Below are 19967 nucleotides of genomic sequence, written 5' to 3' on the forward strand. Positions count from 1 at the left end.
ATGCAGAGCGGAGCGATGAGGAGGAGCGGCGCGCATTGAACACCGCCGACGACGATGCGGTGAGCACGGTGCCGCAGCCGCCGGTGGCGTTGGCCCCGGCACTGCCGGATCGACGCAACGCCGAACTGCTGCTGCTGTGCTTCGCGACCATGATCATCGCGGTGGCGATGCTGATCGTCGAAGCCGGTCACGAGAAGGGGCTGCGCTGGGACCTGGTCGGCTACGGGGCGGCGTTTCTGGTGCTGTTCACCTTCGCGCACCTGGTGATCCGGCGTTCGGCGCGCTACGCCGACCCGTTGCTGCTGCCGGTGGTGGCCCTGCTCAACGGTCTGGGCCTGGTGATGATCCACCGCATCGACCTCGGGGTCGGGGTCGACGGCGCCGACGCCCGCCCGGGTGCCAGCGCTCAGATGCTGTGGACGCTGGTCGGTGTCGGAGTCTTCGCGCTGGTGCTGGTGGCCCTCAAGGACCACCGCCAGCTCGCCGCCAGCGGCTACGTCTGCGGCCTGGCCGGTCTGGTGCTGCTGGTGATCCCCGCCCTGCTGCCGGCCTCGCTGTCCGAACGCCAGGGCGCCAAGATCTGGATTCGGTTGCCGGGCTTCTCAATTCAGCCTGCCGAGTTCTCCAAGATCCTGCTGCTGATCTTCTTCGCCGCGGTGCTGGTGTCCAAGCGCCGGCTGTTCACCAGCGCCGGCAAGCACGTGCTGGGGATGAACCTGCCCCGCCCGCGCGACCTGGCGCCGCTGCTGGCCGCCTGGGTGATCTCGGTCGGGGTGATGGCGTTCGAGAAGGACCTGGGCACCTCGCTGCTGCTGTACGCGTCGTTTCTGGTGGTGGTGTACCTGGCCACCCGCCGGTTCAGCTGGATGGTGATCGGGATGCTCCTGTTCGCCGTCGGCAGCGTCGCCGCGTACTTCATGTTCAGCCACGTCCGGGTCCGGGTGCAGACCTGGCTGGACCCGTTCGCCGACCCGGAGGGCGTCGGCTATCAGATGGTGCAGTCGCTGTTCAGCTTCGCCACCGGCGGCATCTTCGGCACCGGGCTGGGCAACGGACAGCCGGGCTACGTTCCGGCGGCGTCGACGGACTTCATCATCGCCGCCTTCGGCGAGGAGCTGGGCCTGGTGGGGCTGGCCGGCGTGCTGATCCTGTACACCATCGTGATCGTGCGGGGGATGCGGACGGCCATCGCGGTGCGCGACAGCTTCGGCAAGCTGCTGGCGGCCGGTTTGGCCGCCACCCTGGGCATCCAGCTGTTCATCGTGGTCGGGGGCGTCACGAAACTGATTCCGCTGACCGGACTCACCACGCCGTGGTTGTCCTACGGCGGATCATCCCTGCTGGCCAACTACGTGCTGCTGGCGATCGTGCTGCGCGTCTCACACGCCGCCCGCCGCCCGCTGAGCACCCGGCCACAGCGCCCGACCCCGATCGGCGATACCGGCACGGCGGTGATCGAGCGCGTATGAATACCTCCCTACGCCGCGTCACGATGACCCTGATGGCGCTGATCGTGCTGCTGTTGGGCAACGCCACGCTGACCCAGGTCTTCGCTGCCGACGGGCTGCGCGCCGACCCGCGCAATCAGCGGGTGCTGCTCGACGAATACTCCCGCCAGCGCGGCCAGATCACCGCCGCCGGGCAACTGCTGGCCTACTCGGTTCCCACCGACGGCCGGATCAAGTACCAGCGCATCTACCCCGACCCCGCCGTGTACGCGCCCATCACCGGGTTCTACTCCCTGCGGTACTCCAGCAGCGGCCTGGAGCGCGCCGAGGACACCGTGCTCAACGGATCGGACCCGCGCCTGTTCGGCCTGCGGTTGGCCGACTTCTTCACCGGCCGCAGCCCCCGCGGCGGCACGGTGGGGACCACCATCCGGCCCCGGGTGCAGCAGGCCGGCTGGGAGGCCATGCGCAACGGCTGCACCGGCGGCTGCCGCGGTGCGGTGGTCGCGCTGGAGCCCTCCACCGGCAAGGTCCTGGCGCTGGTGTCGGCGCCGTCCTATGACCCCAACCTGCTGTCCTCCCACGATTCCGCACAGCAGGGCCGGGCCTGGCAGCGGCTGCGCGACGACCCCGACTCACCGCTGACCAACCGCGCCATCAACGAGACCTACCCGCCGGGGTCGACGTTCAAGGTGATCACCACCGCGGCCGCGCTGCAGGCCGGTGTCAGCGAGAACGAGCAGTTGACCAACGCGACGCGCATCGCCCTGCCCGACAGCACCGTCACCCTGGAGAACTTCGGCGGCAGCAGCTGCGAGGGCGGCGAGCCGACCGTCTCGCTGCGGGTGGCGTTCGCCCGATCCTGCAACACCGCCTTCGTCCAGTTGGGTATCCGTACCGGGGTGGACGCCCTACGCAGCACCGCTCAGGGGTTCGGGCTGGACATCACCCCCGAACCGATACCCCTGCAGGTGGCCCAGTCCACCGTCGGCCCGATCCGCGATGCCGCCGCTCTCGGCATGACCAGCATCGGCCAGAAGGACGTCGCCGTCACACCGCTGAAGAACGCGGCGATCGCGGCGACCATCGCCAACGGCGGGTTGAGCATGCAGCCCTATCTGGTCGACGAGCTGGACGGGCCCGACCTGGCGGCCATCGCGACCACCCAGCCGCGCGAGCAGCGGCGTGCGGTGTCACCGCAGGTCGCGGCTAAGCTGACTGAACTGATGATCGACGCCGAAAAAGTGACCCAGCAGGAGGGGGCCATCCCGGGCGTACAGATCGCGTCGAAGACCGGCACCGCCGAGCACGGTCCCGATCCGCGGAACACCCCGCCGCACGCGTGGTACATCGCCTTCGCCCCGGCCAGCGCCCCGAAAGTGGCCGTCGCCGTCGTGGTGGAGGACGGTGGCGACCGTCTGGCGGCGACCGGCGGCGCGCTGGCCGCCCCGATCGGGCGGGCCGTCATCCAAGCTGCGCTGCAGGGGGGATCATGAGCCCGCAGGTGGGAGCGGCGCTGGCCGGCCGCTACCGGTTGCAGCGGCTCATCGCCACCGGCGGCATGGGCCAAGTGTGGGAGGCCGTCGACAACCGGCTGGGCCGGCGCGTGGCGGTCAAGGTGCTCAAACCCGAGTTCTCCTCCGACCCGGAATTCATCGAACGGTTCCGCGCCGAAGCCCGCAACACCGCCATGCTCAACCACCCGGGCATCGCCAGCGTGCACGACTACGGCGAGACCGACCTGGACGGCGAGGGCCGCACCGCGTTCCTGGTGATGGAACTGGTCAACGGCGAGCCGCTGAACTCGGTGCTGAAACGCACCGGGCGGTTGTCGCTGCGGCACGCCCTGGACATGCTGGAGCAGACCGGCCGGGCCCTGCAGGTGGCGCACAGCACCGGCCTGGTGCACCGCGACGTCAAACCCGGCAACATCATGATCACGCCCACCGGCCAGGTGAAGATCACCGACTTCGGCATCGCCAAGGCCGTCGACGCCGCCCCCGTCACCCAGACCGGCATGGTGATGGGCACCGCCCAGTACATCGCTCCGGAGCAGGCGCTCGGGCAGGACGCCACCGCGGCCAGTGACGTGTACTCGCTGGGTGTCGTCGGCTATGAGGTGCTGTCCGGCCGCCGGCCCTTCACCGGTGACGGCGCGCTGACCGTGGCGATGAAGCACATCAAGGAGCCGCCGCCGCCGCTGCCCGCCGAGTTGCCGCCCAACGTCCGCGAGCTCATCGAGATCACGCTGGCCAAGAACCCCGGCATGCGCTACCGCAGCGGCGGTCCGTTCGCCGACGCGGTCGCCGCGGTGCGCTCCGGCCGGCGCCCCACCCGGCCCAGCCAGTCGCTGCCGGTCGGACGTGCGGCCCCGTCGGCGATCCCGTCGACGGCCGCCACCCGCGCCGCGCCGCCCGTCTCGGCCCGGGCCACCGCCGCGCGCCGGGCCCGGCCGAGCACCGGCAACCACCGCCCGCCCGCGCCGCGGCGCACCTTCACCGCCGGACAGCGTGCGCTGCTGTGGGCGGCCGGGGTGCTGGGCACGCTGGCGATCATCATCGCGGTGCTGATCGTGGTCAACGCCAAGAGCCCGGGCGGCTCGCTGGCGCCGCCCACCGTCACCGACACCGGGGCGCCGCCGGCGGAGTCGTCGAGCTCCGAATCGCACCCGGCGGGACCGCCCGCGCATTCGTCCGGATGGACCTGGCACAGGATTTCGGAATGACGACGCCGCAGCGGCTCTCCGACCGCTACGAACTCGGTGAGATCCTCGGCTTCGGCGGCATGTCGGAGGTGCACCGCGCTGTCGACGTCCGCCTGCACCGCGAGGTGGCCGTGAAGGTGCTGCGCGCCGACCTGGCCCGCGACCCCAGCTTCTATCTGCGGTTCCGGCGCGAGGCGCAGAACGCCGCCGCGCTCAATCACCCGGCGATCGTCGCCGTCTACGACACCGGCGAAGCCGAGACGCCGGCCGGACCGCTGCCCTACATCGTGATGGAGCTCGTCGAGGGCGTCACGCTGCGTGACATCGTGCAGAACGACGGCCCGATGCCTCCCATCCGCGCCATCGAGGTGATCGCGGACGCCTGCCAGGCGCTGAACTTCAGCCACCAGCACGGCATCATCCACCGCGACGTCAAGCCGGCCAACATCATGATCGACATGCACAACGCGGTGAAGGTGATGGACTTCGGCATTGCCCGCGCGGTCGCCGACGCCGGCAACAGCGTCACCCAGACCGCCGCCGTGATCGGCACCGCGCAGTACCTGTCGCCCGAACAGGCCCGCGGTGAGACCGTCGACGCCCGCTCAGACGTCTACTCGCTGGGCTGCGTGCTGTATGAAATCCTCACCGGCGACCCGCCTTTCGTCGGCGACTCACCGGTGGCGGTGGCCTACCAGCACGTCCGCGAAGACCCGGTGCCGCCCTCCCAGCGACTTCCCGGCCTGCCGCCGGACCTGGACGCGGTGGTGCTCAAGGCGTTGGCGAAGAACCCGGACAACCGCTACCAGACCGCCGCCGAGATGCGCGCCGACCTGGTGCGCGTGCACAACGGCGAGACGCCCGAGGCCCCCCGCGTGCTCACCGAGGCCGACCGCGCCTCCATGCTGACGCCCCGGTCCGGCGACAGCGGCGGCCCGCAGACCGACCCGCTGCCCCGCCAGGAACTCGACTTCGCCCACGAGCGGCCGGGTTCGGTGGGCCGATGGCTGATAGCCGCGATCGTGCTGTCGGTGCTGACCGTCATCGTCACGGTGTCGATCAACACCTTCGGCGGACCCACCCACCAGATTCAGGTTCCCGACGTACGCGGCCGGGCGTCGGTGGACGCGATCGCCGAACTGCAGAACAAGGGCTTCAAGACCCGCACCGATCAGCGCGCCGACTCCGAGGTCCCGCCGGACCACGTGATCAGCACCGACCCGCCCGCCGGCGCCCCGGCCAACAAGGGCGACAGGATCACCGTCAACGTGTCCTACGGGCCCGAGCAGCGCCAGGTGCCCGACGTGGCCTCGCTGAGCTACGCCGACGCGGTCAAGAAGCTGACGGCCGCCGGATTCGGCAAGTTCAAGCAGGTCGATTCGCCGTCGACACCGGAACTCAAGGACAAGGTGGTCGGCACCAACCCGCCGGCCAACCAGACCACGGCGATCACCAACGAGATCGTCATCGTGATCGGCTCCGGCCCGGCCACCAAGCCCGTCCCCGACGTCACCGGACAGACCCTGGAACTGGCGCAGAAGAACCTGACCGTCTACGGCTTCACCAAGATCACCGAGGTGACGGTGGACAGTCCGCGCCCGGCCGGCGAGGTGATCGCCATCAGCCCGCCCAGCGGTGAGACGGTGCCGTTGGACGCGGTGATCGAGCTGCGGGTGTCCCGCGGCAACCAGTTCGTGATGCCGGATGTGACCGGGTTGTTCTGGGCCGATGCCGAGCCGCAGCTGCGGGCGTTGGGCTGGACCGGGATGCTGATCAAGGGCGCCGACGTCGATGCCGGCGGCGCCGGCCACAACAGGGTGCTCTACCAGAGCCCGGCGGCGGGTCAGGGCGTCAACACCGACGGCAACATCACGCTGCGCTTCGGCCAGTAGTCAGCTCGCGGTACCGCTGCCTACTCGAGCGGTCTGCACCGTGGCGGCGATCTCGTCCTCCAGCCGGCGGACCAGAGCGTCGTCGCAGGAGTAGCCGCAGTAGCCCAGCCAGTTGGCCAGCATCCGGTGGCCGCCCTCGGTGAGGATGGACTCCGGGTGGAACTGCACCCCGTGGATGGGCAGCTCGGTGTGCCGCACCGCCATGATCACCCCGCCGCGGGTTCGCGCGGTGACCTCCAGGACGGCGGGCAGCGTCTCGGGCAGGATGGTCAGCGAGTGGTAGCGGGTGGCGGTGAATGGGTCCGGCAGGCCCTTCAGCACACCGGTGTCGGTGTGGAATACCGTGCTGGTCTTGCCGTGCAGCAGCTCCGGCGCCCGGCCCACGGTGGCGCCGAACGCCACGCCGATCGCCTGATGGCCCAGGCACACCCCGAGCACCGGGATCCCCGCCGCGGCGCACGCACCCACCAGGGCAATCGACGCGCCGGCACGCTCCGGAGTGCCCGGCCCGGGGCTGAGCAGCACCCCGTCGAAGTCGGCCACGGCCGCGGCCGGATCGGCCAGGCGGGCGTCGTCGTTACGCCAGACGGCAGCCTGCACGCCCAACTGGCCCAGGTACTGCACCAGGTTGAACACAAAGCTGTCGTAATTGTCGACGACCAGGATCCGCACGCTGACAGGCTACCGCCGCGCTGCCCGGGTTCCGGCGTCAGTAGTCGACCGGCCCAGCCGGCACGGCATAACGCATCCGGGCGACCGCCGGTGTCTCGACCACCTGCAGGTCGGTGCTGACCTGCTCGCTGTAGCCCAGGCCGAACCGGATCACGTACTGCTTGTACAGCGTGATCAGGGGATCGGCGGCCAGGGCGGCCTGCATCGCGTCGGGGTCGCCGATCGCGGTCACCACATACGGCGGACTGTAGGTCCGGCCTTCCAGCAGCAGGGTGTTGCCGACGCAGCGCGGCGCCGACCCCGCGGTGATCCGCTGATCCTGCATCTGCACGGCTTCGGCTCCGGCACTCCACAACGCGTTGAGCACCGCGGAGATGTCCTGCTGGTGCACCACCAGGTCGTCGGGGGAGGCGTCCCGGGGGAACCGGCCGTTGGCGTCACGCTGGGCGTCGGTGAGCGTCACCACCAGGCCCGGCCCGTGCATCGCCTCCAGGCCGGCGGCGGCGGTCAGTTGCTCGGCGCGGTTTCGCATCGCCGACAGCGCCACGCCGGCGCCGCGGCCGTGCACGGCCCCCACCCCGGCCACCAGCGCGTCCCGCTGCTCGGTGAGCTCTTCGACGGTGGCCTGGGCGGTGCGGACCAGGTCGACCAATCGGGGCGCGTCGCCGCGACGGATCTCCTTGCCCCCGGAGACACCGTGGGTGGCCGCCAACAGCAACCCGGCCAGCAGGCACACCAGTGGAACACCGAACCGCCACGGGGAGCGGCGGCCGGGGACCGGCGGCACATCCTGCTCCATCGGCTCTCCAATTCTCGGCCCGGCACTCGGCTGGGTTAATCTCGTACCCGACCCATACTCGCAGCTTCAACTGCCACCGTCCCGAGGTACCGATGCCCAAGTCGAAGGTTCGCAAGAAGACCAGCTTCACCCCCTCGGCGGTGAGCCGTACCCCGGTCAAGATCAAGGGTGGGCCGTCGAGCGTGTGGTTCGTCGCGCTGTTCCTGGGGCTCATGCTCCTGGGCCTGGTGTGGCTGATGGTGTACCAGCTCGGCGCCACCGGCCTGGACGCCCCCGCGGCCCTGAACTGGATGGCCGAGCTCGGCCCGTGGAACTACGCGATCGCGTTTGCTTTCATGATCGTCGGGCTGTTGCTCACCATGCGCTGGCACTGAGCAGCGCAGACCCTCCGATTTCGGTTATGTCGGAACGCCGGCGATGCCAGCTGGGGAACCAAGCGATTGCTCAATCACAACGATGTGATTCATCCCCATTGTGGACAACCCCTGTAGATAACTTGAAACCTGCAGGTCGAATTGGCTGAGAACGCGCCCCAGCGAACCGAGTGGTCGCCAGCCGCCGGTGGAATCGCTGGTTGCGCGCTTGTGGGCGCGGTGTTAGCTATCAGCGCTGTGACGCTCGCCACAGACCTGCCCGGGCGCATCCTGGCCGGCGTTGCCGGAGTCGGCATGCTGGTGTTTGCCGGTTTCTCCTGGCGATCCCGGCCCAGGCTGGCGCTGACCCTCGACGGGCTGGCGGTGCGCGGTTGGTGGCGCACCCGGCTATTGACCCCGGACAGCCTCACCCGGCTGCGCGTCACGGAGTTCCAGCGAATCGGGCGCACCCAGCGGCTGCTGGAGATCGAGACGCGCGACGACGATCTGCTGATCCTGTCCCGGTGGGACCTGGGGACCGACCCCGGTGATGTGCTCAGGGCACTCACCGCGGCCGGATACACCGGCCGCTAAGCCGTCTTCTACGAGACGGTCACCGACTCGATCACGACGGGCTCGGTGGGCCGGTCGGCGCGGTCGGTCGACGTGGTGGCAATGGCATCCACGACGCGCTGCGAGTCCGGGTCGACGACCTCACCGAAGATGGTGTGCTTGCGGTTCAGGTGCGGGGTCTGGCCCACGGTGATGAAGAACTGCGATCCGTTGGTGCCGGGACCCGCGTTGGCCATCGCCAGCAGGTAGGGCTTGTCGAACACCAGCTCGGGGTGGAATTCGTCCTCGAACTTGTAGCCGGGGCCGCCGCGGCCGGTGCCGGTCGGGTCGCCGCCCTGGATCATGAAGCCGTTGATCACCCGGTGGAACACCGCGCCGTCGTAGAACGGGCCCGACGAGCCGCCGGAGGCGTTGGTGGTCGAGTACTCCTTGGTGCCCTGAGCCAGCCCGACGAAGTTGGCGACGGTCTTGGGGGCGTGGTTGCCGAACAGCGCGATCTTGATGTCGCCGCGGTTGGTGTGCAGCGTGGCAGTTGCGGTGGCAATAGAGCTGGAGGTCATGGGATGACAGTGTGCCATTCGGGTTTGGGTGCGCTGCGTCACGGGTAGCGTTGGCTGCATGCGCCTGGCGACCGAGACCCCGTTGACCCACCGCGAACGCCTGACCCGGGGCCTGTCCCATACCGCTGCCGGGCCGGTAGACGTGGCTCGCGGCGCCGTGGGCCTCGGTGGGGAGGCGGTGCGCCGGGGCGCGGTGGAGTTGCGCCGCCGCTACCGGGAGAGTCGGCTGGCGGACCGGGTTGCCGACGCCGCTGGGGGGGTCGCCGCAGAGTTGGCCGTCGCCCAGGAGGTGATCGCCGGCCTGCCGGAGTTCCTCGAGGGAAACCCCCCTCGCCGCCGGATTCGCCGGTCCTGGGTGATCGCCGGTGCCGTCGGCACGGCGCTGCTGGTGGGAGGGGTGGTGGCGGTGTTGATCCGTCGCTCGAACCGGGCCGAGGAGCCCTCGCCGCGCCCACCGAGCGTGGACACCCAGCACAAGATCTAGAAGATTGTGGAGCCTAGGAGATTCGAACTCCTGACATCTGCCTTGCAAAGGCAGCGCTCTACCAACTGAGCTAAGGCCCCTGGGTGGGACTCGTGGGCCTAGGAGGACTCGAACCTCCGACCTCTTCGTTATCAGCGAAGCGCTCTAACCGCCTGAGCTATAGGCCCGTAGTCGACTACGACCGAGCGCCGAGATTACCGCACCGGAGGCCGCCCGGCCAAAATGCCGGTCAGTCCCGGTCGGCCAGGGTCACCTCCACACCGCCGACCACGTCGGTGCTCAGGTTGTAGATCACCACCCCCAGGGTGGCCATACCGGTCAGCACCACGACGTTCACCAGCCCGATCAGGGCGGCGCCGCCGAAGATCGACCCGCTGGAAACCAGTTCCGCGGCACTGTTATTGGTCAGCAGATCGCCCACGTTGCTGTTCAGCTTGCTCCAGACGCCCATTGCGCCCAGCGCGACGTACAACAGGGCGACGGCGATCATCCAGACGAAGAACAGTGCCGTCGACAGCAGCAGCGACACCTTCAGCGTGCTCCACGGGTCGATCCGGCGGATCTGCATACTGGCCCGCACCGGACCGCGTGGCCCTGCCGTCACCGACGGGCGCCGCACCGCGGGCCGGCGCTGGGCCGGCTCGGACAGATCCGGCAGCTCACTGGCGTAAGCGTCCTCCGGCGCGGCGGGCTTGGCCGGAGGCGGCGCCTGCGCCGCCGGTTTGGCCGGCTGGACCGGAGGCTTGGCGGGCGCAGCCGGGGGCTTGGCCGGCGCCGGCTGCTGTGTAGCCGGTGCGGGCTGCTGCGCACCGGGTGCGGCGGTGCCGGACACGAAGCGGCGCAGCCGCTCGTCCACGCCGGGGGAGTGGGCGGCCGGGCTGGGCTCAGCCGGTCGCGCCGGTTCAGCAGGCCGGGACGGAGCGGGCGGGCGGGCCTGGCCGCCGCGTTGCCACGGCGGGGCCTCCCCGGTCTCGGTGATCCGGCCGGGCCGACCCGGGGGTCGCTGACCCGCGTCGGCCGGACCGTTGCCGGCGGATTCCGCCTTGCCCCCGTTGCCCGGGTGCCCCGGCTCGTTCGGTGCGCTCACCCACGGCTCCTTACCTGCGTTTCCGAACCGCGCAGCGGCCCGGTCTCCCGTCGGGTCAGCTGCCCGAATCGTCGTCGGCGGCCTCTTCGTCGGCGTTCCGCGCGATCGCTATCAGTGTGTCGCCCTCACCCAAGTTCATCAACCGAACGCCCTTGGTCTGTCGTCCGGCCTTGCGAACCTGCCGTGCCGCGGTGCGGATCACTCCGCCACCGGAGGTGATCGCGTAGAGCTCACTGTCGTCGTCGACGATCAGCGCCCCGACCAACCGGCCTCGCCGGGAATCGTACTGAATGGTCAGGATGCCCTTGCCGCCGCGGCCCTGCGCGGTGTACTCCTCGATCGCGGTTCGCTTGGCGTAGCCGCCGGCGGTGGCCACCAGCAGATATGTGTCCTCCCGGACCACGTTCAGCGACAGCAGCCGGTCGTCGGCGTTGAAGCGCATGCCCTGCACACCCGAGGTGGCGCGGCCCATCGGGCGCAGCGCCTCGTCGGTCGCCGAGAACCGGATGGACTGGCCGTTCGCCGACACCAGCAGCAGGTCCTCTTCGGCCGAGCACAGCACGGCGCCGACCAGTTCGTCGCCGTCGCGCAGGTTGATCGCGACGATGCCGCCGGACCGGTTGGAGTCGAAGTCGGTCAGCTTGGACTTCTTGACCAGCCCGTTGCGGGTGGCCAGCACCAGGTACGGCGCATCCTCGTAGCTCTTGATCTGGATGACCTGGGCGATGCGCTCCTCGGGCTGGAAGGCCAACAGGTTGGCGACGTGCTGGCCGCGCGCGGTGCGCAACGCCTCCGGCAGGTCGTACGCCTTCGCCCGGTACACCCGACCCTGCGTTGTGAAGAACAGGATCCAGTCGTGGGTTGAGCAGACGAAGAAGTGCGCGACGATGTCGTCCTGCTTGAGGCCGGCACCCTGCACCCCCTTGCCGCCGCGTTTCTGGCTGCGGTAGAGATCGGTCTTGGTGCGCTTGGCGTAGCCGGTCTCGGTGATGGTGACGACGACATCCTCGCGGGCGATCAGATCCTCGTCGGCGACGTCGCCGTCCGCGGGGATGATCCGGGTCCGCCGGTCGTCGCCGTGCTTCTCGACGATCTCCGCGAGCTCGTCGTGGACGATCGCACGCTGTCGCTCCGGTTTGGCCAGGATGTCTTCCAGGTCGGCGATCTCGGCCTCGATCTTGGCCAGGTCGTCGATGATCTTCTGGCGTTCCAGTGCGGCCAGCCGGCGCAGCTGCATGTCCAGAATCGCTTGTGCCTGAATGTCATCGATGTCCAGCAGCTCGATCAGGCCCTGGCGTGCCACATCCACCGTCTCCGAACGCCGGATCAGCGCGATGACCTCGTCGAGGGCATCGAGCGCCTTGACCAGACCGCGCAGGATGTGGGCCCGTTCGTTGGCCTTGCGCAGCCGGTAGGTGGTGCGCCGCACGATCACGTCGAGCTGGTGCGCGACGTAGTACCGGATCATCTGGTCCAGCCGCAGGGTGCGCGGCACCCCGTCGACGATCGAGAGCATGTTGGCGCCGAAGCTGGTCTGCAACTGGGTGTGCTTGTAGAGGTTGTTCAGCACCACCTTGGCCACCGCGTCGCGCTTGATCTCCACGACGATGCGCAGGCCCACCCGGTCGCTGCTCTGGTCCTCGATGTTGGCTATCCCCACCAACTTTCCGTCGCGCACCTGTTCGGCGATCGACGTGATGAAGTTGTCGTGGTTCACCTGGTACGGCAGCTCGGTGATGACCAGCAGCGACCGCCCGCGCGAGTCCTCCTCGATCTCGACCACGCCGCGCATCCGGATGGACCCGCGGCCGGTCCGGTAGGCATCGCCGATGCCCTGGGATCCGACGATCAGCCCGGAGGTGGGGAAGTCCGGGCCCTTGACCCGCTCCATCATCGCTTCCAGGGTGGTCTCTTCGTCGGCCTCATGGTTGTCCAGGCACCAGAACACCGCTTCGGCGAGTTCGCGCAGGTTGTGCGGTGGGATATTGGTCGCCATGCCGACCGCGATACCGCCGGAACCGTTGGCCAGCAGGTTCGGGAACCGGCTGGGCAGCACCGTCGGCTCCTGCACCCGGCCGTCGTAGTTCGGGACGAAATCGACTGTCTCTTCGTCGATTTCGCGCAGCATCTCCATGGCCAGCGGGGTGAGTCGCGCCTCGGTGTTGTGGCTGACGAATCCGTTGGTGATAAACGCGTGATCCTCGGTGTCCACTCGCAGGCTGTAGACCGGCTGGACACCCGCCCCGGTGATCGACTCGACCTCGGCATAGTAGAAACGCCCATCGGTGAGTTCGGAGGCAATCGCACGGACGTCGGGTTCGGCGATGCGGCTCAAGATCTCCGTTCCGTGCTGCCGCCACCGAGAGAGCCGATCGATACTGTGCTTGTGCAACCATTCCTTGTCGACCCAGCGGCTGCCGCAATGCGTGCGGATGAATCGGGCCAGGCCGGGAACGTGATCGCCGTCCATGCCGGCGCATAGCGGCAAGGACGACAGGATGCCGACCAGCTTCTCCTGCTTGGCACCGCCGAAGCCGATTTGGCCGGCGAACAGCTCGGCCTGGCTCCGGTTGGTGATGACGACCTTGTGCTCTCCGGTGGCATGCCGGTACCGCCTGGAGACCACTCCGAATTCCAGCAGCATCTGCTGCACATCCCTGGCAAGCCGTTCGCTGCGCGTGGAGTACGACACCTGAATCGTATTGCGGGGCAGGGCCGAGCAAGATCCGTCGCCCTCGAACAGCGCCTGCAGGAACGCTCGCTTGGCGGCCGCAGGGGTCTGCCAGATCCACTCCGGGATCGACTTGTCCGCTGATCGCTGGCCGGTGAGCTCTGCCAGCCGTGACCTCTTCAGGTCGGCGAGGTTCTGGACGTCCAGCTCGTGCAGCAACGAACCCGACTTGATGATCCGCTGCGACACGTACCGGGTACCACCCACGACCGCGTCGTAGGCGGCAACCACCATGCCGAAGTAGTCGGCGTCGAGGTTGTTGAACCCGGCGCGATTCTCGGAGACGAAGCCTTCGCTGACAAATGCGCCCGCCAACAGGGCTTCCATGGTGGTGAACCACTCTGCCGGACCGAACTCAGTCGGCGGCGTCCGTTGCAGCGCAACGTGATCACCGGGACGAATCTCCTCGACCAACTTCCACAGCAGAGTGGGTACGCCGCCGACGTCGACCAGGCAGAGCAACGGGTGGTTCGCCGTACCGGTGACTTCATAGCCCTCGGCGGTTCGCACCCGGTACGTCTCGTGGTCGCCGGAGTGGAACAGTCGGTCGGCCACAACCGGGTTGCCATGTCGGTCCAGAACCTTCAACTCGACGTTGTTGTCGGAGTTGGGCCGGGCGCCCTCCACCACATCGCCGATGCGCACCGACTGCCCGAAAGGCAACCGCACCAGTGCATCACCGGTGACGCAGTACCGCATCGCGGCCGCTGGGTCGTTGCCCGGAGAACCGAAGTTGCCCTGGCCGTCGACCAGGGGATAGCGCAGCGACCACGGCTGCGCCATTCGCACCAGGGTGTCGTAGATCGAAGCGTCACCGTGCGGGTGGTAGTTACCCATCGTTTCGGCAACCGAACGCGCGGATTTCGCGTGGCTGCGGTCCGGCCGGAACCCGGAGTCATACATCGCGTAGAGCACCCGGCGGTGCACCGGCTTGAGGCCGTCACGCACCTCGGGCAGCGCGCGGCCCACGATCACGCTCATCGCGTAGTCGATGTAGCTGCGCTGCATCTCCTGCTGGATGTCGACCGGCTCGATCCGGTCCACCGAGTCGTCTTCGGGCGGCAGCGTGGTGTCTGTCATCTATTCCTCGTTCAGTCAGCAGTGCAGTCAGATGTCGCTAAACGTCGCCGTGCGTCGCTAAACATCCAGGAAGCGAACGTCTTTGGCGTTGCGCGTGATGAAGCTGCGCCGGGCTTCGACGTCCTCGCCCATCAGGATCGAGAACAGCTCGTCGGCAGCGGCGGCGTCGTCGAGGGTGATCTGGCGCAGCACCCGCACCGTCGGGTCCATGGTGGTCTCCCACAGTTCCTTGGCGTCCATCTCACCCAGACCCTTGTAGCGCTGGATGCCGTCATCCATGTTGATCTTCTTGCCGGCGGCTTTGCCCGCCTCGAGCAGACCGTCGCGCTCCCGGTCGGAATAGGCGAACTCGGCTTCATTTCCGCGCTGCCACTTGAGTTTGTACAGCGGCGGCTGCGCCAGAAACACGTGCCCGTGCTCCACCAGCGGCCGCATGAAGCGGAACAGCAGGGTCAGCAGCAGCGTGGAGATGTGCTGGCCGTCGACGTCGGCGTCGGCCATCAGCACGATCTTGTGGTAGCGCAGCTTGGTGATGTCGAACTCGTCGTGAATACCGGTGCCCAGGGCGGTGATGATCGCCTGGACCTCGTTGTTCTTCAGCACCCGGTCGATGCGTGCCTTCTCGACGTTGATGATCTTGCCGCGCAGCGGCAGGATCGCCTGGAACATCGAGTCCCGGCCGCTCTTGGCCGAGCCGCCGGCCGAATCACCCTCCACCACATACAGTTCGGACTTGCTCGGGTCGTTCGAGCGGCAGTCGGCCAGCTTCCCCGGCAGCCCGCCGAGGTCGGTAGCGCTCTTGCGCCGCACCAGTTCCCGCGCCTTGCGGGCGGCCATCCGCGCCTGCGCCGAGGACACCGCCTTGTTGATGATGGTCTTGGCTTCGGCGGGGTTGGCCTCGAACCAGTGGCCGAGCTGCTCGTTGCAGACCCTCTGCACGAACGACTTCACCTCGGTGTTGCCGAGCTTGGTCTTGGTCTGACCCTCGAACTGCGGCTGAGACACCTTTACCGAGATGACGGCCGCCAGGCCCTCGCGGATGTCGTCACCGGTGAGGTTGGGGTCCTTGTCCTTGAGCAGCTTCTTGTCTTTGGCGTATTTGTTGACCACGCTGGTCAGCGCCGACCGGAAACCCTCTTCGTGGGTGCCGCCCTCGGCGGTGTTGATGGTGTTGGCGAAGGTGTGTACCGACTCCGAATAGCCGCCGTTCCACTGCATCGCGATCTCGACTTCGTGTCCGGTTCCCTTGCCGTCGAAGGCGATGATGGTCGGGTGGATCGCGGTCTTGCTGCGGTTGATGTGCGCGACGAAGTCGCGCAGGCCGCCCGGATAGTGAAAGACGCGATGCTTGACCTTGTGGGGCGCCTCGGCCTCCGCGGCTTGTTCCTCGGCGGACTTCGGCGCTTCGGCGGTGTCACTGACCACCTCGTCGACGACCTCTTCGACGCGCACTCGCTCGTCGGTCAGCTCGATGGTCAGCCCTTTGTTGAGGAACGCCATCTCCTGCAGCCGGCGCGCGACGGTCTCGAAGTCATAGTTGGTGGTCTCGAAGACGTCCGGGTCCGCCCAGAACCGGATCGTGGTGCCGGACTTCTTGCTCTTCTCGCCCTTGCGCAGGGTTCCGGGCACCGACTTGTCGTAGGTCTGGAACCACTCGTAGCCGTCGCGGAAGATGTCGGCTTCCAGCCGCGTCGACAGCGCGTTGACCACCGACACGCCCACACCGTGCAGGCCGCCGGAGACACTGTAGGCGCCTTCCTCGAACTTGCCGCCGGCGTGCAACACGGTCATGACGACGTCCACCGTGGGTACGCCGGTGGCGTGCATGGCCACCGGGATCCCTCGACCGTCGTCGGTGACCTCCACGCCACCGTCTTCGAGGATGCGCACCGCAACCTTTGTGGCGAAGCCGGCCATCGCCTCATCGACGGCGTTGTCCACGACCTCCCAGATCAGGTGATGCAGACCGCGTTCACCCGTGGAGCCGATGTACATACCGGGTCTTTTGCGGACGGCTTCGAGGCCTTCGAGAACCTTGATCGAATCGGCACCATACTTGTTTTGGGCAGCCACGGTCGGGGAGCTCTCCTCAGGTTCGCAAGCCAGCATTCGCCGCACCACTGAGAGTGGATGCGTGGGATACTTCGCCAGTCTACCTTGGAGCCCCGACGGCGGGCATTTTCTCGGGGTGTTTCTGCCTATCTGATCGCGTCGTGGCGTCGATATCGCGGTTAGCGTCGTGTCCGGCCGCTTGCCGGAATGATTTTCGTGCTCGTAGCGCCGCTGAGGGCGCCGCGGTGTGCGCTCATCCGTAGGTGTCGCGGGGCCCGCGGCCCGAGACGTGCAACGGCCCCTTGCGCCACGAGGGTGCGGTCGGACCGGTGATCTTCAGCGTCTTGACCACCCCGTCGCCGACCGCGGCGGCGATCTTGGCCAGCAGCTGCGCCTGCACCAGGCGCAGCTGCGTGGCCCACGCCGTCGATTCGGCCGACACGCTAAGCACACCGTCGGACAGCCGGGTCGGGGTCGCGTGCGAGGCGATGTCCTCGCCGACCACCGCACGCCACTGCCCCAGAACCGTGCCCTCGGCGACCTGCGCGGACCAGCCCCGCGACTGCGCGAGCTCGCGGGTGGCCGCGCCCAGGGCCTGCGGATCCCGGCGATCCGGGCCCGGCCCGGACCAGCTCCGGCGGCCGCCGCCGCTGCCGGCCGGCCGGCGGCGCAGCGGCGCCCGCCGGCCCTGTCCGACGTCTTTGCCCTGGCTACGGGCCGCTTCGCGTGCTTCGGCCAAGGTTCGACGCACCAGATCCATGCCGGTCAGCCCGGCCAGGTGCGCCGGTGGCTGGACCGCCGCGTCATCGGAAGGAGGTTCGGGGCCGGTCACGAGGTGCTGCCGATCAGTTCCGAAACTCTGCCGCCGTCGCCCTCGGCGACCGCGATGCGGATCTGCCGGGCCTGCCAGTCGGCGGGTACGTCGTCGGGGACTGCGGCGGTGATCAGCACCTGCTCCGCGGAGCCCGCGACCTCGGCCAGTGCGCGGCGGCGTGCGGCGTCCAACTCGGCGAACACGTCGTCGAGCAGCAACACCGGTTCGGCACCCTCACTGCTGAGCAGTTGGTAGGACCCCAACCGCAGGGCCAACGCCATCGACCACGACTCACCATGGCTGGCAAAGCCTTTCACCGGCCGGTCCCCGAGCCGCAGCTCCAATTCGTCACGGTGGGGGCCGACCAGACACACGCCCCGCTCCAGCTCGGCGCCGCGGCGCCGCGCCAACTCGGCCAGCAGGGCTTCCTGCAGTTCGGCCGCACCCTGGCTCGCGTCATCCGCCGGTATGTCAAGTTTGGGCCGATAGGCCACTGCGGCGGTCCGGGTTCCGGGCGCAAGCAGTTGATATGCCTTCTCGACCTCGGGCGCCAACTGGTTGACCAGGTCGATCCGGGCGGCCATCAGCTCGGCGCCGTGTGCGGCCAACTGGGCATCCCAGACATCGAGGGTGTCCAGCACCGAGCGGTCCCCGCGGTGCAACGCGCCCGGGGCACTTTTCAGCAGCGCGGTTCGCTGCCGGAGCACCTTGTCATAGTCGGCGCGCACCGCGGCAATCCGCGGCCGGCGCACACTGGCCAGTTCGTCGAGGTAGCGGCGGCGTTCACCGGGATCGCCCCGGACCAGCGCCAGGTCTTCGGGGGCGAACAGCACCGCGCGCAGTACCCCGACGACTTCTCGGGCATGCCGCACCGGGGATCGGTTCAGCCGGACCTTGTTGGCGCGTCCGGCGGCGATCTCCAGGTCGACCGCCAGTTCACGGCCTTCGTTGACCACAATCGTGGAGACCACCGCACGGTTGGCGCCGGATCGGATCAACGGGGCGTCGGTAGCCACCCGATGTGACCCCAGGGTGGATGAATACCACAGGGCCTCAACAAGATTGGTTTTTCCGTAGCCGTTGGGGCCGACCAGCACCGTCGCGCCCGGTTCCAGTTCCAGGTCGACGTGCGCCCAGGACCGGAAATCTCGCAGTCCCAGATGGCGGACATACACCGAGAAACCCACCCCTCCCGTCGCGTCGCGGCTGCGCCGATCAGCCGGGCAGACGAACCGGCATCAACAGGTAGACGTAATCCGATGCCACCGCCGGGAACGGACCCGCACCGCTGAGCACCGGATCGTCGTCACCGGCCGGCCGCAGCACAGCGGGCTTCTTGGGATCGGTGAATCCCATCGACACCTTCTCGCTGTGCAGCGAACCCAAGCCGTCGGTCAGATAGGTCGGGTTGAACGCGATGGTCAGCGGGTCGCCGACGAAGTCGATCGGCAGGTCTTCCTCGGCGCGGCCGACATCCTCCGCGCCGGCGGACAGTCGCAGGGTGCCCTCGGACAGTTCCATGCGCACCTGCGCCCCGCGATCGGCGACCAGCGCGACGCGCTTGATCGCCTCGGTCAGCTCTGCCACACCGATGGTGGCCACGGCCAGGTGTTCGCTGGGCAGCAGTTGACGGAATTTCGGGAACTCGGCGTCCAGCAGCCGGGTGGTGCTGCGCTTTCCAGCGCTGGTGATACCCAACAGGCCTTCGTTGCCGACCGCGGAACCCGCGCCCAGCGCCAGATGCACCTCGGTGCCGTCGCTGCTGGCCTTGGCCGCTTCGGCCAGAGTTTTGGCCGGGACCAGCACCGCGGCTTCGGTGCCCGGCGCCGCGGTCCAACTCAACTCCCGAACAGCCAGCCGGAAACGGTCAGTGGCAGCCAAAACCACTGTGTTACCGGATATCTCAACACGAATACCGGTCAACATCGGCAACGTGTCGTCCCGGCCTGCGGCGACCGCGACCTGGCCGATGGCCTCGGCGAACACCTCGGCGGACAGTACGCCGGTCTCCTCGGGCAACGTCGGCAGCGTCGGGTAATCCTCGACCGTCATGGTCGGCAGGGAGAACCGGGCATTGCCGCAGGTCAACGACACCCGAGTAGCCTCTACCTGAACCTCCACCGGCTTGGCCGGCAGTGCCCGGGTGATGTCCGACAGCAGTCTTCCGGATACCAAAACGCTTCCCGGAGAAGCGATCTCCGCTGCGAGTTGGACCTCCGCGGACACCTCGTAGTCGAAACCGGACACTGTCAGTCCGTTGTCGGAACCGGTCAGAAGCACCCCGGCCAGCAGCGGCACGGTGGGCCGGGCGGGAAGGGACTTCGCCACCCACGCCACTGCCTCGGCGAAGTCATCTCGGTCCAGGCGGAATTTCAAGTCGGTCAGACCCGCGTTCGTGGTCGCCGCGTCCATAGTGTCCTCTCGTCACCCCGATATCGAGCTCTACCCCGCGGCGACCGGTGAACATCCCCCACCTGCGGCCGTGCAACGCCCCGACAAAGTGTAAGAGCGGTAGGCCACCAACCGTAGAGCCTGGAAGCCCGTCTTGAAAGTTAATCGACGACACCGAAGGGTGGGCCGGCGGTCTGTGCGGATCGGTTGACTCGACGTTGTGAACAGGCCGGGCCGAGCGGAATCCCCAACGACCTGTTTTTAGAGAGAATCGAGGGATAGATCCCAGTATTAGTAGTAAGTCCTGTGGACGTTGGGCACAGGGCG

The 19967-nt window shown here is 68.3% G+C and carries 16 protein-coding genes and 2 tRNA genes; 7 read left to right on the plus strand and 11 right to left on the minus strand.

Annotation, left to right across the window (positions count from 1 at the left end; all coding sequences use genetic code 11):
* Positions 1-59: 59 nt before the first annotated feature.
* From AWC16_RS15605 to pknB, 4 genes are read left to right on the plus strand one after another with little or no spacing between them, the layout of a single operon-like run.
* A complete protein-coding gene (locus tag AWC16_RS15605) occupies positions 60-1469 on the plus strand; it encodes an FtsW/RodA/SpoVE family cell cycle protein (RefSeq protein ID WP_085265720.1) in 1410 nt (469 codons plus the stop codon).
* On the plus strand, positions 1466-2944 hold the full coding sequence (gene pbpA, locus AWC16_RS15610; RefSeq protein ID WP_085265650.1) for a D,D-transpeptidase PbpA: 1479 nt from the start codon (positions 1466-1468) through the stop codon (positions 2942-2944). The genes AWC16_RS15605 and pbpA overlap by 4 nt, the downstream gene beginning before the upstream one ends.
* Positions 2941-4173, plus strand: a complete 1233-nt coding sequence (locus AWC16_RS15615) for a protein kinase domain-containing protein (RefSeq protein ID WP_085265651.1) — start codon at positions 2941-2943, stop codon at positions 4171-4173. Before pbpA ends, AWC16_RS15615 begins: the two co-directional genes overlap by 4 nt.
* Complete coding sequence (gene pknB, locus AWC16_RS15620; protein WP_085265721.1) at positions 4170-6044, plus strand: Stk1 family PASTA domain-containing Ser/Thr kinase; 1875 nt, start codon at positions 4170-4172, stop codon at positions 6042-6044. The genes AWC16_RS15615 and pknB overlap by 4 nt, the downstream gene beginning before the upstream one ends.
* Here pknB and AWC16_RS15625 read toward each other — a convergent pair whose 3' ends face one another.
* Together AWC16_RS15625 and AWC16_RS15630 are read right to left on the minus strand one after the other, a co-directional pair.
* Positions 6045-6716, minus strand: coding sequence for an aminodeoxychorismate/anthranilate synthase component II (locus tag AWC16_RS15625; RefSeq protein WP_085265652.1), 672 nt, complete (start codon positions 6714-6716; stop codon positions 6045-6047). It abuts the gene before it with no gap.
* A 37-nt stretch (positions 6717-6753) separates the two neighbouring features.
* Positions 6754-7515, minus strand: coding sequence for a DUF881 domain-containing protein (locus AWC16_RS15630; protein WP_085265653.1), 762 nt, complete (start codon positions 7513-7515; stop codon positions 6754-6756).
* Between the two features lie 92 nt (positions 7516-7607).
* On the opposite strand from AWC16_RS15630, the gene crgA reads away from it, so the two are divergent.
* Positions 7608-7889, plus strand: a complete 282-nt coding sequence (gene crgA, locus AWC16_RS15635) for a cell division protein CrgA (protein ID WP_085265654.1) — start codon at positions 7608-7610, stop codon at positions 7887-7889.
* A 237-nt stretch (positions 7890-8126) separates the two neighbouring features.
* A complete protein-coding gene (locus AWC16_RS15640) occupies positions 8127-8462 on the plus strand; it encodes a PH domain-containing protein (protein ID WP_420094304.1) in 336 nt (111 codons plus the stop codon).
* Between the two features lie 8 nt (positions 8463-8470).
* On the opposite strand, the gene AWC16_RS15645 is transcribed toward AWC16_RS15640, so the two are convergent.
* Positions 8471-9001: a peptidylprolyl isomerase gene (locus AWC16_RS15645; protein WP_409370639.1), complete on the minus strand. Its 531-nt coding sequence runs from the start codon at positions 8999-9001 to the stop codon at positions 8471-8473.
* A 58-nt stretch (positions 9002-9059) separates the two neighbouring features.
* Between AWC16_RS15645 and cwsA the strand changes: the two genes are divergently transcribed.
* The gene (gene cwsA, locus AWC16_RS15650) at positions 9060-9485 is read left to right on the plus strand and encodes a cell wall synthesis protein CwsA (RefSeq protein ID WP_085265657.1); all 426 of its coding nucleotides are present in this window, start codon (positions 9060-9062) and stop codon (positions 9483-9485) included.
* A 7-nt stretch (positions 9486-9492) separates the two neighbouring features.
* Here the strand turns inward: cwsA and AWC16_RS15655 are convergent.
* From AWC16_RS15655 to dnaN, 8 genes are all read right to left on the minus strand, one after another.
* Positions 9493-9565 (minus strand) — tRNA-Ala (locus AWC16_RS15655).
* Between the two features lie 13 nt (positions 9566-9578).
* Positions 9579-9652: transfer RNA gene (locus tag AWC16_RS15660), tRNA-Ile, on the minus strand.
* 62 nt (positions 9653-9714) lie between these two features.
* Positions 9715-10572, minus strand: a complete 858-nt coding sequence (locus AWC16_RS15665; protein ID WP_085265658.1) for a DUF3566 domain-containing protein — start codon at positions 10570-10572, stop codon at positions 9715-9717.
* A 55-nt stretch (positions 10573-10627) separates the two neighbouring features.
* Positions 10628-14383, minus strand: coding sequence for an intein-containing DNA gyrase subunit A (gyrA, locus tag AWC16_RS15670; RefSeq protein ID WP_085265659.1), 3756 nt, complete (start codon positions 14381-14383; stop codon positions 10628-10630).
* A gap of 57 nt (positions 14384-14440) precedes the next feature.
* Complete coding sequence (gene gyrB, locus AWC16_RS15675) at positions 14441-16456, minus strand: DNA topoisomerase (ATP-hydrolyzing) subunit B (protein WP_085265660.1); 2016 nt, start codon at positions 16454-16456, stop codon at positions 14441-14443.
* 232 nt (positions 16457-16688) lie between these two features.
* The gene (locus tag AWC16_RS15680; protein ID WP_085265661.1) at positions 16689-17267 is read right to left on the minus strand and encodes a DUF721 family protein; all 579 of its coding nucleotides are present in this window, start codon (positions 17265-17267) and stop codon (positions 16689-16691) included.
* On the minus strand, positions 17264-18424 hold the full coding sequence (gene recF / locus AWC16_RS15685; RefSeq protein ID WP_085265722.1) for a DNA replication/repair protein RecF: 1161 nt from the start codon (positions 18422-18424) through the stop codon (positions 17264-17266). Before recF ends, AWC16_RS15680 begins: the two co-directional genes overlap by 4 nt.
* A gap of 40 nt (positions 18425-18464) precedes the next feature.
* Complete coding sequence (gene dnaN, locus AWC16_RS15690; protein ID WP_085265662.1) at positions 18465-19661, minus strand: DNA polymerase III subunit beta; 1197 nt, start codon at positions 19659-19661, stop codon at positions 18465-18467.
* Between the last annotated feature and the right edge of the window lie 306 nt (positions 19662-19967).

This window comes from Mycolicibacter longobardus (assembly GCF_002102265.1).
Lineage (GTDB): Bacteria > Actinomycetota > Actinomycetes > Mycobacteriales > Mycobacteriaceae > Mycobacterium > Mycobacterium longobardum.